The following is a 14,087-nucleotide window of genomic DNA, read 5'->3' as shown; positions in this document are numbered from 1 at the left end:
GTTCAGTTCCTTTCAACGGCGCCGGCACCAAGGTGCGGCTTCTGGGTGATTTTGTGTGCGACGTAGTCGACCCGCGCAGCAGTGGTGGTATCGAGGGTGGACGTTGCGGCGACGGGTACGTCCCACCAACCTTCGCCGTCGGGGGCATACAGCCGGGGATCGTTGTTGATGTGGATCATGGTCGCCCGGGTGGAAGCCTTGGCTGTCTTCATGGCGGCGGCGAGGTCGGTGATCGCGTTGGCGGTGGGTTCGATGGAAATCACATCCAGGCCGTAGCTGGCGGCGTTCGCCGCCAGGTCGATCGGCAGAATTTCGCCCTGCTCGAAGTTGTTGCCCGCCTTGTCCTGGTAGCGGTACTGGGTTCCGTAGCGTTGCGATCCGACGCCTTCGCTGAGGTGTCCGATCGAGGCGTAGCCATGGTTCTGGATCAGCACGATGATGAATTTGATGCCCTCGGCAACCGCCGACACGATCTCGGAGTGCATCATGAGGTACGAGCCGTCGCCCACCATCACGATGGAGTCGCGCGTAGTGTCGGCCCTCGCCACTCCGATGCCGCCGGCGACCTCGTAGCCCATGCAGGAGAAGGCGTATTCCACGTGGTAGCCGAGGTCGTCGCGCACGCGCCACAGCTTGTGCAGATCGCCCGGCAGCGACCCGGCGGCACACACGATGACATCGCGGGGGTCGGAGGCCTGTTGCACGGCGCCGATGATCTCCGACTGACTCGGAAGTGACCGGCGACGGTCCACGAAGGACTCGTCAACAGCAGCATCCCAGGTGGCCTTGTGGCGCGTGTAGTCCGACTCGAAATCGGCCGAGACGTGGAATCCGGTCAGGGCGGCAGTGAGCTCGAGCAGCGACTCACGGGCATCCGCTACGACAGGGATGGCGCTACCGTGCTTGAAAGCGTCGAAGGAGGCGATGTTGATGTTGATGAAGCGCACATCAGCGTTCTGGAACGCGGTGCGGCTCGCGGCGGTGAAGTCACTGTAGCGCGTGCCGATGCCGATGATCAGATCGGCCTCGGACGCAGCACGGTTGGCGGCGGTCGTTCCCGTAGCACCGACCGAACCGAGGTTCTGGGCGTGGTCCCAGCTGAGCGAGCCAACGCCGGCTTGGGACATGCCAACGGGGATGCCGGTTGCTTCGACGAATTCGCGAAGCGCAGCGCTGGCATCGGAGTAGAGCACGCCGCCGCCGGCGACGATCATGGGGCGCTTGGCCCGGGAAATAGCCCGAGCAACCTCGGCGATGATGCCGCGGTCAGGGCGGGGGCGACGAATGTGCCATTCCCGGTCGGCCAGGAATTCTCGCGGAACCTCAACGAGTTCGGCCTGCACGTCTTCGGGGAGCGAGATCGTGACGGCGCCGGTCTCGACCGGGTCAGTCAATACGCGCAGGGCGCCGAGCGCGGCCGAGAACAGCTGTTCCGGACGGTTCACCCGGTCGAAGAAGCGCGAGAGCGGCTTGAAGGCGTCGTTGACGCTCATGCTCGCGTCGTGCGGAAGCTCAAGCTGCTGCAGCACCGGGTCGGAGACACGGGTGGCGAAGGTGTCGGCCGGCAGCAGCAGCACGGGCAGCCGGTTCGTCGTGGCCACGGCCGCACCGGTCAACATGTTGGTAGCGCCGGGGCCGACGGATGACGCGCAGGCAAAGGTGGACCGGCGACGGGTCATGCGGGAGTAGGCGATGGATTCGTGCACCATCCCCTGCTCATTGCGCGCCTGGTGATACGGCATCAGCGTCGGGTCCTCGACCGAGAGCTGTTTGAGGGCCTGGCCGATTCCGGCAACGTTTCCGTGACCAAAAATGCCAAAGGTTCCCACGATGGTGCGCTCGCGCACGTCGCCGTCGACCGTATACTGGTGGGCCAAAAACTCGATGAGGGCCTGGCTGACTGTCATGCGACGAGTAGTCACTGCGTTGTGTCCTTTCAGGGTGATGCCGGTCGCTGCTGGAAAAAACGGATTATGAGTTGTAGGGAAGCCGGGAATCGAATTCCTGGCCTGACCAGGTGCCCCGAATCCAGCCGTGCGCGGGATCATCGCTGATGCGCCACGAGCGGTCGGGATCGGGCCCGGCCATCACGTTGAGGTAGTAGAGGTCGTAGCCGGGGGCCGCGACGCAGGGGCCGTGCCAGCCAAAGGGCACCAGGGCGACGTCGCCGGTGTGCACCTCCGCCATGATGTCGATGTCTCCGGTCTTGGACGAGTAGGTGCGCATGAACCCGAACGGACTCGCGGTTTCCGGCGCGATTTGCCCGCGGGTGACGGCAGTTTCGAAGTAGTAGATTTCCTCGAGGCTCGATTCCGCTCCCTCCCGGTATTCGTCGTGCTTGTGCGGCGGGTAGCTCGACCAGTTCTCGGCCGGGGTAATCACCTCGCACACGATCAACCGGTCGGCCGCAAGGCTGGCCGGGGTGCCGAAGTTGTGCACCTGACGGCTCGACCGGCCGGCCCCACGCAACTCGATCGGGACATCCGTTTTCGGAATGTAAGCCACGGGAAGTGTCTGGTCGGTCGGCGCTTCGGCCACCGCCACACGGCCAGTACCTTCGATCGACAGCGCGGTGCCGGTCGGGAGGTACAGGGTGTCTGTGGGTCCGTGAAAAACGGATGCTCTTCCGGCGAGCTCCTGCACCCGCGTCTCGGTCTCCTCCGCGAGCGTGTAGCGCACCGAGAACGACCCGGCGAGGGGCACCACGATACGTTCCACCGCTTCTGCGGCGAGCGACACGGAGTCTCCCGCGGCGAGGACCGCGACGCGGATGCCGGTGTAACGCCATCCGCTGATGGACTTGTCGACGACAGATTCCCAACCGTCACGCTCGAGAGAGCCCTGGGCATAAAACCAATCAGCGGATGGCGTTGTCATCGTCTAGTTGTTCTCGGGGAAGCCGAGGTTGATTCCGCCGTGGCTCGGGTCGAGCCAGCGGCTGGTGATGGCCTTGCCGCGAGTGAAGAAGTGCACACCCTCAGCTCCGTGGGCCTTGGTGTCGCCGAACAACGAGTTCTTCCAGCCACCGAAGGAGTAGTACGAGACGGGTACCGGGATGGGCACGTTGATGCCAACCATTCCCACCTCAATCTCCTTCTGAAAACGGCGGGCCGCGCCGCCGTCATTGGTGAAAATGGCGGTTCCATTACCGAAGGCGCCCGAATTAATCAGGTCGACTCCCTCGTCGTAGCTTGCCACCCGTACGACCGACAGTACCGGTCCGAAGACCTCCTCGGTGTACGCCTTGGACGTTACCGGGAGGGCATCGATCAGGGTTGGGCCGAGCCAGAACCCGTTCGGGTCGCCGTCCACCTCGATGCCGCGGCCGTCGACGACGATGTTGGCGCCGTCTTCCTTCGCGATGTCGATGTAGCTGGCGACCTTGTCCCGGTGCACCTCGGTGACCAGCGGGCCCATGTCACAGGAGCGACGGCCGTCGCCAACGGTGAGGGTGTTCATGCGGGTGACGATCTTCTCGATCAGCACGTCGGCGACCGGTTCGACGGCGACGATCACGCTGATGGCCATGCAGCGCTCCCCCGCGCTGCCGAAGCCGGCGTTGATGGCGGAGTCAGCAACGAGGTCGAGGTCGGCGTCTGGCAGTACGAGCATGTGGTTCTTGGCTCCGCCGAGGGCCTGGATGCGCTTGCCGTGGCGGGTACCGGTCTCATAGACGTATCGGGCGATCGGGGTCGAGCCCACGAAAGAGATGGCCTTCACGTCGGGGTGCTCGAGCAGGCCGTCGACGGATTCCTTGTCGCCCTGCAGCACGGTGAACACGCCGTCGGGGAGGCCGGCTTCCTTGAGCAGCTTGGCCATCCAGATGGCAGCGCTCGGGTCCTTCTCGCTCGGCTTCAAGATGACCGAGTTGCCGGCGGCGAGGGCGAGCGGGAAGAACCACATGGGCACCATGGCCGGAAAGTTGAAGGGGCTGATCACGGCGACGACGCCGAGGGCCTGGCGGGTGGAGTAGACATCGACGCCTGTGGAGACGTTTTCGGAGTAGTCGCCCTTGAGCAGGTGCGGCATACCGCAGGCGAATTCCACGACTTCCTGGCCGCGGGAAATCTCGCCGAGGGCGTCGGAGAGCACTTTGCCGTGCTCGCTCGTGATGATCTCGGCCATTTCACCCTTGCGGGCATTCAGCAGTTCACGAAAGCTGAACATAACCTGTTGGCGTTTAGCCATCGACAGGTCGCGCCAGGCGGGGAATGCCGCCTTGGCACTCGCGATGGCGGCCGCAATCTCGGCCTGATCGGCGAGCGACACGTTCTTGCTGACCGTGCCGAGGGCTGGATCGAAGACCGGCGCGGTGCGGCCGGAGGTTCCCGGCTGTTCTTTTCCGTCGATCCAGTGCGCGACGAGGGCTAAATCAGTTGCAGTTGCGGGCATGGTTGCTTCCTTCTGTACGAGATTAGATGAGAGTTTTTAGGCGCCGTGTACGAGTTCAGCGGCGGTATCGATGGCCGCCTCGACGTTGCCGTCGCTCGGGTAGAGCAGGCTGCGGCCCACGACGAGGCCGCGAACGCCGGGAAGTCCGAGGGCCTGGTGCCAGGATTCGAACGTTTCGTCTTGGTCACCCACAGGGTCACCGCCGAGGAGCAGCGTCGGCAGCGTCGTCGCTGCCATCACACGCTCCATGTCGGCAACGACCGGCAGCTTCAGCCAGGAATACGCGCTGGAGTTGCCGAGGCCCTCGGCGATGGCGATCGAGAGGATGACGGCATCCGCTGTCAAGTCGTTCTTGACTCGACCGTTGACCCAACTGCTCATGAACGGCTCGAGCATAATCGGGATGCCGGCCTCGGCCGCTTCGCTCACTGCGAGTGCTGTCGCCTCAAGGGTGGCCAGCGAGCCGGCGTCTTCGAGGTTGATGCGCACGAGGTTCTTAGCGAAGTCGAGGCGGTCACGCTTGATGCGGTCGATGTCGTAGGCGGTGTAGCGGTCATCCATCTCGAATGACGAGCCCCACAGGCCGCCGCGGTTCATCGACCCGACCACGATCTTGTCGTCCAGCAGACCGAGCAGGGCCAGGTCGTCGATGATGTCGGGGGTACCCAGCACACCGTCAACGCCCGGGCGGGACAGCGCGGTGGCGAGGCTTTCGAGCAGGGCATAGCGGTTGGCCATGGCGTTGGAGTCACTCCGCACACCGAGGGCGCCACGAGCGCGGTGATCGGCGGCCACGATGAACAGCCGACCGTCGCCGCGAATCAGCTCGCGCCGGGTTCGGCCGCTAAGAATCTCGCCGATGCGCTCGGGGTGCACCGCACGGGCGTCCCGCAGCGCGTTGAAGTCCAGGCTGGTCATGCTGGCAGTCCCTTCATGATTTCTTCAACCTCAGTGGTCGTTGGCATGGCGGTCGAGCATTCCCGTCGGCTGGCGACGATGGCGCCGGCTACGTTAGCGAATTGCAGGATGCGGCGCAGCGGCCAGTCCTGCAGCAGTCCGTAACAGAGCGCCCCGCCGAAACTATCTCCGGCGCCGAGGCCATTGACTACGTCGACGAAGTACGGCGGCACTTCGACGGTCTCGGTGCGAGTCTTCGCGAGCACACCCTTTGGGCCCTGTTTGACGATGGCCAATTCGATGCCACGTTCCAACAGCGCGTCGGCGGCGCGTAGCGGTTCGGTCTCGCCGACGGCGACCTCGCACTCCTCCTTATTGCCGACCGCGACCGTGGCGTGGTCGAGGGCGAAGGTCACTTGGGCGCTCGCCTCCGCCGGCGATGCCCAGAACATCGGCCGGTAGTCGAGGTCGAGAATGGTCAGCGGGCTGCGCCCCCGGGCCCGCCAGGCCGCGAAGTGAGCGGACCGGCTGGGCTCTTCAGAGAGGCCGGTCACGGTCGACCAGTAGATGCGGGCGTTCTTGATCGCTTCGAGGTCGAGTTCGTCTGCGTTAATGACGAGGTCAGGGGCTTTCGGCGCACGGTAAAAGTAGAGCGGAAAGTCGTCAGGCGGAAAGATCTCGCAGAACACGACGGGGGTGTTGAGGTCGGGCACGCCAGAGACGTACTCATCGCTCACACCGAGGCGGCGCAGCTCCTGGTGAATGTAGTTGCCGAACGGGTCGTTTCCGGTGCGCGTGACGACCGCTGAGTTCAAGCCGTGGCGCGCAGCAGCGACGGCGACGTTGGTGGCGCTGCCACCGAGGTACTTGCCAAAGGTCGAGACGTCTTCCAGGCCGACACCGTCTTGCAGCGGATAGATGTCAACGCTGACGCGACCGATGGTCAGCACGTCGTGTGGGGTGCGGGGTGAAGTCGTCATACGTCGATGGGCAACTTTCAGAACTGGGAGCGGTCGGCGTTGCGCCGTTTCTCCACAGTAGCGCTCTTTACGCTTAATGTCATGACATATTCACAAATCAGTTCTTCAGACCGGATGCGGCGTGGCCGGGTTACCCAAATTGCTCGCGTTGGTCGACGGCGATCTCGATGGGCGAGCCTTGGATCGAGCTTGTCGAGATTTCGATCAGCGGCAGGGGTGGGGCATTCAGAGGAATGGCCGGAGCTCACGTCGCTCGTTCCGTCGGTCGAGGCTGCCGAGACCAGCGTCGACTAGCCTGCCCCGATTTCGAGAACGCGACAGTTGCGAAGCGGATGGCTGGGTTCGTCCTTCGCGCGGCAACCCGAGGGTACAAAAAAGCCCCCGGAACCTAGGGTTCCGGGGGCATCTGTTGCGGGGGCAGGATTTGAACCTACGACCTCTGGGTTATGAGCCCAGCGAGCTACCGAACTGCTCCACCCCGCGCTACAAGTACAAATTTAGCACACCCTGAAAGCTCGGTCGACCACTTGGGGTTGATATCGCCAATTGGGAACCGAATTGGGCTTCTCTTCTGGCATCAAACACCCTCGACCACAATGGCCGCAAGCCCCCATTTGCCAGCGGCAAACAAGTGCGCAGCGCCAGTAGCCATCCACCGTCACCCCGTTTCTCAGGTGCGGGCCCATCCACACCCGATCGCCAGAGTAGGCGGGCAGCGACGACACACTCATCGTGGTCGACTTCGGCCGCAAATTATTTGCACGCCCGAGCATTGCTTTGTCGAAGGCCCTCGACATCGATGCCTGCTGGCGAGATGAGTCCGTGCTGGGTGCTCGGGTCCACGTCGAATATCGGTGAGAGAGGCCACCCCTCGCCGCGCCTCAGGAAGCCGTGGTTCCTCCAGTGGTCGTCAACATTGTTGATGAGAATAGTGAGCGCAATGCGTCCAAACATTTCTTGGAGGTCCCGGCCCGGCCCGGCCTGATTTCGGCGATGCTGTCCGCGAACTGCTCGTAGGTGATACGGCTGTCGTCGTACCGTCCCAGGCTCATGGCTGTCGCGGCGGAAATATAGCCCAACCCATGGCCCGACTCCGTGCGGTCGAAACGCTCGACAACGAGCACGGACTTCTCTGACGAGGCCCGATATTCAGTGAATTCCGGAGTCTGAAATTCACAATTGCGCGCGAGCGTCAAGGCAAGCGCCTCCCAGCATTCGACGCCCACGTTGTCGTCCTTTAAAATATGGAAGCTTGGCGAGAGCAAGTCGCCCTGCGGAAATGACCACGTTGGCTTTGGAACGGGCACCACCCGGGGAAGTTGCAATAGGCGATTCGCGGTGACCCGCTGCCATTTTCAAGGTTGCACAGTGTCTCCCGGGTGATGAACGACCGAGCGGCCAACTCAGAGGCCGACATTCCGGGGACTTTTCGCCAACGTCGAATGTTGGCACCAAACGCTTTCATCAGCCGGTCGTGACGAACTGAACGTCGCTGAACCAGTCGACCTACCTCTAATTTGATAGCTCTAGGTAGCGATCTATCCATTAAATGTACTTTTTAGCTACCACACCCCGTGCGCAGCACAAAAGCCGCACGCCCCCACCCGAAACGGGTGGGGGCGTGCGGCTTGTGTACTGCGGTCTGACTACTCGCCGAGCAGGGCGAGCATGCTCGCGATGGTCTCGGCAAGCTTGGCATCTGCCGTGCCGTAGTCCGCGAAGTTACCGGCGGAGAGTGCGGCTGCCTTCTCCGTCAGCGCCGTCTGGGCGACGGCGAGCAGGGACTTGAGTTCGGCATCCGTTGTGGCGTCGCCGGTTGATCCGGTCGGCACATCGGTGCTGCCGGTCGCAGTATCAGTCGTATCGTCCGTGGTTGCACCAGCGGCGGCATCCGCCGCACCCGCGTCCGGCACGGCCGTGTCGCCGGCCGTGGCACCCGAGTCGCCGCCGAACAGCACATCGAGTGCACCGTCGAGGGTGTCCTCGAAGGCGATCTGGTCGCCGAAGGCCACCAGCACCTTCTGCAGCAGCGGATAGCTGGTCTCACCGGTGGACTTCACGTAGACCGGCTGCACATAAAGCAATCCGCCACCGACCGGGAGGGTCAACAGGTTTCCGTTCAGTACCGTCGACGATCCCTGGCGCAGCAGGTTGAGCTCGGTTGATACGGTCGGGTCGGCGTTGAAGACGTTCTGCACCTGACCGGGGCCGGGCACTGTGCCGTCCTTGGGTAGGTTGAGCAGTCTCAGTTGTCCGTATCCGTCCGCGCGCACACCGTCTTCCGATCCGGCGTCGGCGTCAACGGCAAGGTAGCCGTAGAGCACGTTTCGACTGGATGCACCGGTCGCTTCCGGCTGGAAGGTCGAGTACAACGAGAACGACGGCTTGTCAGATCCGGGTACCTGCATGGTGAGGTAGTACGGCGGCTGCAGCGTCGGGTTCTCCGGGGGTGAATCCGGGTCGTTTGGCGAGATCCAGGCGTCGTCCTTGGAGTAGAACGAGCCAGGGTCGGTAACGTGGTACTGCCCAAGGATCGCACGCTGCACCTTGAACAGGTCAGCCGGGTAACGAACGTGACTCATCAAATCGCCACTCATCTCGCTCATGGGCTCGAGCGTCGACGGAAAGATTTTCTGCCAGGTCTGCAGTACGGGCTCTTTGTCATCCCAGGCGTAGAGGGTGACCTCACCGCTGTAGGCGTCGACGGTGGCCTTGACCGAGTTACGCATGTAGTTGATGCTGTCGAGCGCGTACGGCTGTGCTGGCGTTTGCGTGTCGGCGATGGCTTCGCTGAGGCTGACCGGCGTGGAATACGGGTAGTTCGCCGACGTCGTGTAGCCGTCGATAATCCACTTCACGCGACCGTCAACGACCGAGGGGTAGGCCTCAGAGTCAAGGGTGAGATACGGCGCAACCTTCTGCACGCGGGTGACCGGGTCACGGTCGTACAGAATCTCCGACTGGTCGTTGACCGAGGCTGCGAGAAAGATCTGCTCGGACTGGAACTTTAGTGCATAGAGGAGTTTCTTGAACGCGTTGTCGAGTTTAGGTCCGCCGTCACCGGAGAACGTCGTGTAGGTCTGCCCAGCGCCCTCATCGCCCGACGGATAGTCGAGCTCAATCGGGTTGGCTCCCTCTTCTGCACCAACGATGGAGTATTCGGGTGAGGTCTCGCCGAAGTAAATGCGCGGCTCGAACTTGCCGAGCGCACCACTGGTGGGAATGCCGGACTCCAGGAACACCGGCTGCCCGTCGACCGAGCGCTGGTTGCCATAGGCGGCCACGACTCCGTAGCCGTGCGTATAGACGGTCTTTGAGTTGACCCAGGTATTTCCGGTGTTGAGCCCGTCAATGTTGAGGTCACGTACGGCGATGACGGTGTCCTGCGAAGTGCCGTCGATCATGTAGCGGTCGACGTCGAGGTTCTCGGGGAACTGGTAGTACTGGCGGAACTGCTCGAGCTGGCCGAAGGAGTCACTGACCAGGGCCGGGTCGAGAATACGAATGTTAGCGGTGGTCGCGGCGTCGGCGCGCAGGGCGCCCGGCTCCGCGGTGGTCTTTGCGTCGTACGCAATTTCCTCGATACCCGCGACGCCGTAGGCATCACGGGTGAGATCGATATTGCGCTCAATATATTGAGCCTCAAGCGACTTAGCGCTCGGCTCCACCTGAAAACGCTCGACCACCCAGGGGTAGAGCGAACCGATCAGCAGGCTCGAGACGATCAGGAGCGCGGTGCCGATAACCGGTAGACGCCAGCGACCGATGATGGCCGTGAGGATAAACAGCAGTGCGACGACGGCGGCGATGCCGGCGAGGATGGCGCGGCCGGGGATGGTCGCGTTGACGTCGGTGTAACCGGCGCCGGTGATGAGTGTGCCCTGGTTGGTCAGGGTGGAGTACTGGTCGAACCAAATGCTCACGGCCTGAAGCAGCAGATACAGGGCCGCCGTCACGGCGATCTGCACGCGGGCGGCCTTGGAGATGAGTACCTCACGGCCGGAGACCCGGATGGACCCATACAGGTAGCTGGTCGCGATCGCCACGAGTGCTGAAATGAACACGACAGCGGATGAAAAGGCGAGCACGGCCTGATAGAACGGTAGGTCCATCAGATAGAACGAGATGTCAAAATTGAACTGCGGGTCAACCCGACCGGTCTCGGTGCGATTGAGCCACATGAGCACGGTCTGCCAATTTGTGGCCGCCGCCACTCCGGCGAACAGTCCGAGAAGCGCGGGGATGCCGTACATTGCGAGGCGACGCAGCGGCTCAATGACCTGCTGGTACCGATCGAGCTGCGCGTTGAGCTTGGCGTAGACCGGGCGCAACCGATAGGCCAGCTGAATGCTCACCCAGACCGGCACGGCCATGGCGACGAACCCGATCAAAAACAGTACGGTGCCAGCGATCCACTGCGTGGTCAGCACGTTGAGGAACCCGAGTTGGTCAAACCACAGTACATCGGTATACAGTCCGGCGAAGATAAAGAATAGAATCACCAACCCTGCGATGATTGCTGCGGTGATTGCTAGCGGGGCTCGGCTGCGCCGGGGGGCGTTGTCGGCTGCTGATGAACTCACTTATTGGCCTCTTGCGCTCAGTCATTAGGTACAGGGTGATCATTAACTGCGTGATCAGGGTCGTCGTCCATCCTACTCAGGCGCCCCTGAGAGTGGCATCACTGCCACTCGTTCGCTCGCGTCAATCGGCCAGGCAGGCCGGCAGCTTGCTCGTGTCTGCTCCGGTCTTGATCGCGTCAAGGGCGTCGAGCGCCTGATCGAGGGTTGCAACCGCGAAGACGGTCAGACCGTCCGGGATGTTGCCGATCACCTCGTCGCAATTGTCGGCGGGGGCCAGGAACCAGTTGGCCCCGCTCTCCTTGGCACCGTGCAGCTTCTGCTGGATGCCACCAATCGGCCCAATCACGCCAGCCTGGTCGATGGTTCCAGTGCCGGCCACGCTTTCGCCGCCCTGCAGCTCGCCGGGGGTGAGCTTGTCGATGATGCCGAGGGCAAACATCATTCCAGCGCTCGGGCCGCCGACCTTGTCGAGCTGAATCTCCACCTCGAACGGAAAATCGTATGCCACCGAAACGTTGACTCCGGCCACAACCGCGCCCCGGTTCTCGACCGGGGTGACCGAGACGGTCTGGGCGACGCCGCCCCGAACAATGTCGAGGCTGGCCGCGCGGGCGGTACCGTTGGTCTGCAACGCGGCCCGCAGCTCGGCGACGGAATCCACCGCTGCGCCGTTGACTGCCGTCACCTGGTCCTGGGGTTCGATTACACCCTCGGCCGGGGAACCGTCGGGGAGGCTGACCACCGAGACCGTCGTGGGGTAGTCGTAGCCGAGATGAGTGAGTGCCGCAGCGATGGCATCCTGCTGGGAATTGATCATGGCGGCGCTACTTTGCGCATCGCGCTGTTCCGTGCTGACGTTGGCGGGAAAGACCTGGTCGATGGGCAGCACCGCCGCGCTCGGATCGATCCAGGCTCCGACGACGTCCAACCAGCTGGGGCGGTTCTCGCGATTGCCGAGCAGGGACACGGTGAGCAGGTCGAGGGTGCCCTCGGTTGCGTAGACCGTCTCGTCGGGGATAGTAATGAGCGCAGTCTCGACGTCGTCATAGGTGGCTGAGCCGAGCGTGTTGTAGACCGGGCCGGGCTTCTCAATGACGTAGGGGGCCGGCATAACGCCGAGGATCACCCCGGCGACCAGGGCGATCAGCAGTGCGGTCCAGCCAATCGATGGGCGGCGACGCCGTGCACCGTCGGGTGCCGATGAGTCGTCGGTGAAGAGAGACACCGTACTCCTTCCCTGTTGATTCTTGGTTTCGGGCCGTGTTCGCGGCGGGCGCACAGCAAGCGCTTCAGCCTAGGATATTTCCCAGCCCTGAGCGGGTTACTCGCACTAGCGTAGAAGTATGCAACTGAGAGGGGCCTGAAGTGGCCGACGACTCCCTACCCCCGAACGATCAAAACCCGGGCGAGCCCAGCGCTCACAACGACGGTGACGAGTTTCGTGACATGCTGCGCGACATTCTGAGCGGCAAGAGCGGCATTGACCCGAGCCAGCTAGCCGGCGCTGCCGGCCTGCCCAATGACCCAGCCAGCGTGGCCGCGCTCATGCAGCAGCTGCAGGGTGCCATGAATTCCCAAGGCACCGGCGTGGACTGGAAGATTGCCCTCACTCAGGGTGAGCAGCGAGCCGCCAACGGCCAGCTCAGCGCGACCGATGAGCAGCAGACGCAGCTGCGCCAGGCCTTTCACATTGCGGCGCTCTGGCTCGATGACGTCATCACGGTAGCCGAGCTCACCGTCGAACCGCGCCTGATGACCCGGCGTGAGTGGGTCACCGCAACCATGCCGCTCTGGACTCAGCTGGCCGAACCGGTGGCCACGAGCATTTCCGATTCCCTCACCCGGGTCTTCGCCGAACAGGTGCCCGAAGAGATGCAGGGCATGGTCGCCAACGCGAGCCAGCTCGTGCGCAGCATCGGCGGCACCCTGTTCGCCATGCAACTCGGCCAGGTCGTCGGCCAGCTGGCCAGCGAGGTCGTCAGCGGCGGCGATGTCGGCATTCCCCTGCTCGGCGAGCAGCAGGCTGCACTTCTCCCCCAGAACGTTGCCGACTTCGGTGCCGGCCTCGACGTTGCGCCCGATCAGGTGCAGATCTACCTGGCCGTGCGTGAAATCGCCCACGCCAGACTATTTCGCCACGCCCGCTGGTTGCGCCTACACCTGACCAGCGCGGTCACCTCCTATGCCCGCGGCATCAGCATCGACTCCAGCCGACTCGAAGAACTGGCCGGAAGCTTCGACCCGTCCAACCCCGAAGACCTGCGCCAGGCCATGGTCGACGGCTCGCTCATTCAGCAGAAATCCGAGTCACAGGTCGCCGCCCTGTCCCGCCTCGAAACCATGCTCGCCCTGGTCGAGGGCTGGGTCGACGTCGTTACAGCTCGCGCCACCATTCGACTTCCCAAAGCGGATGCCATCGCCGAGACGGTCAAACGCCGCCGGGCATCAGGCGGTCCAGCCGAATCCGCTTTCGCGACCCTTGTCGGTCTCGAACTGCGCCCGCGCCGCCTGCGGGAGGCCGCCGCGATGTGGCAAGCCGTGACGGATGCCGTCGGCGACGAGGCGCGCGACGCGCTCTGGTCTCACCCCGACCTGTTGCCCACCGAGCAGGACATCGACGATCCCCAGTCGCTGATCGCCCGGCTCACCAGCGCCGCACGCGGGGAACCCGAGGTGCTCGACGACGTCGACCAGGCCCTCGAAGACCTGTTGCGCGACGACGGTGCCGCGCGCCCGCACGAGGAGTAGCCCGCCTCGATCGACGTTCACGAGCGAGAACTCGGAGCGAGATGCCACCAGTGGCCCTCGGATTTTTCGAGCTGTCATTTCTGGCCCCCTGAATGCTGGCCATGGGGCCAAAACTGGCATCTCGCGCCGGGCGCGACAGGGTCTGCGATGAGATAAGCATCCGCACTCCCCTGCCTGCCTGTGGATAACTTTTACGCGTGGTCCCCATACGCGTCATCATGGCGGCATGGCCTTGAGACTGAACCCTCGGTATCCGCTGGTATGGCGCACACCCGATTGCGTACAACTCGGAATCGACCGCGCCATTGTCACGATTGACGGGTTGACGGTCGCGCACGAAGCCGTGTTATCGGCGCTGGCTGTTGGGGTGCATCGATCGGGCGCGATGCTGCTCGGAACAGGCGCCGGGGCATCCGCTGCCGAGGTGACGCACTTGCTTGAACTGCTCGAACCGGCGCTGCTGTACGTGGCTGACGATGCGCCAGCG

8 protein-coding genes, 1 tRNA gene and 1 pseudogene are annotated in these 14,087 nt (G+C 63.4%); 1 reads left to right on the top strand and 9 read right to left on the bottom strand.

All coding sequences use genetic code 11. The features are described from left to right. Nucleotides 1–2 precede the first annotated feature (2 nt). The 9 genes and pseudogenes from iolD to CXY75_RS17815 all read right to left on the bottom strand — a co-directional run bounded on the left by iolD (nt 3) and on the right by CXY75_RS17815 (nt 12,077). Complete coding sequence (gene iolD / locus CXY75_RS17860) at nt 3–1,907, bottom strand: 3D-(3,5/4)-trihydroxycyclohexane-1,2-dione acylhydrolase (decyclizing) (protein WP_104084138.1); 1,905 nt, start codon at nt 1,905–1,907, stop codon at nt 3–5. 64 nt (nt 1,908–1,971) lie between these two features. Continuing rightward, entirely contained in the window at nt 1,972–2,877 is a 906-nt protein-coding gene (gene iolB, locus CXY75_RS17855) for a 5-deoxy-glucuronate isomerase (protein ID WP_104084137.1), read from the bottom strand. Between the two features lie 3 nt (nt 2,878–2,880). Then, nucleotides 2,881–4,392 (bottom strand): CoA-acylating methylmalonate-semialdehyde dehydrogenase, encoded by a 1,512-nt coding sequence (locus CXY75_RS17850; RefSeq protein WP_104084136.1) that lies wholly within the window; start codon nt 4,390–4,392, stop codon nt 2,881–2,883. 36 nt (nt 4,393–4,428) lie between these two features. Further along, complete coding sequence (locus tag CXY75_RS17845; RefSeq protein WP_104084135.1) at nt 4,429–5,310, bottom strand: class I fructose-bisphosphate aldolase; 882 nt, start codon at nt 5,308–5,310, stop codon at nt 4,429–4,431. Continuing rightward, nucleotides 5,307–6,269 (bottom strand): 5-dehydro-2-deoxygluconokinase, encoded by a 963-nt coding sequence (gene iolC, locus CXY75_RS17840; RefSeq protein WP_104084134.1) that lies wholly within the window; start codon nt 6,267–6,269, stop codon nt 5,307–5,309. Before iolC ends, CXY75_RS17845 begins: the two co-directional genes overlap by 4 nt. Before the next feature lie 409 nt (nt 6,270–6,678). After that, a tRNA-Met gene (locus CXY75_RS17835) sits at nt 6,679–6,752 on the bottom strand. Between the two features lie 270 nt (nt 6,753–7,022). Further along, nucleotides 7,023–7,495 (bottom strand): annotated as a pseudogene (locus tag CXY75_RS17825) (HipA domain-containing protein). Between the two features lie 420 nt (nt 7,496–7,915). Then, entirely contained in the window at nt 7,916–10,852 is a 2,937-nt protein-coding gene (locus tag CXY75_RS17820) for a UPF0182 family protein (RefSeq protein WP_199182496.1), read from the bottom strand. 121 nt (nt 10,853–10,973) lie between these two features. After that, nucleotides 10,974–12,077: a PDZ domain-containing protein gene (locus CXY75_RS17815; RefSeq protein ID WP_104084131.1), complete on the bottom strand. Its 1,104-nt coding sequence runs from the start codon at nt 12,075–12,077 to the stop codon at nt 10,974–10,976. 221 nt (nt 12,078–12,298) lie between these two features. On the opposite strand from CXY75_RS17815, the gene CXY75_RS17810 reads away from it, so the two are divergent. Next, nucleotides 12,299–13,600, top strand: a complete 1,302-nt coding sequence (locus CXY75_RS17810; RefSeq protein WP_104084397.1) for a zinc-dependent metalloprotease — start codon at nt 12,299–12,301, stop codon at nt 13,598–13,600. Nucleotides 13,601–14,087: the final 487 nt, after the last annotated feature.

This window comes from Cryobacterium sp. Y11, from assembly GCF_002929535.1.
GTDB lineage: Bacteria > Actinomycetota > Actinomycetes > Actinomycetales > Microbacteriaceae > Cryobacterium.
Note: the sequence above shows the minus strand (reverse complement) of the source record. Positions and strands in the feature narration are given on the sequence as shown.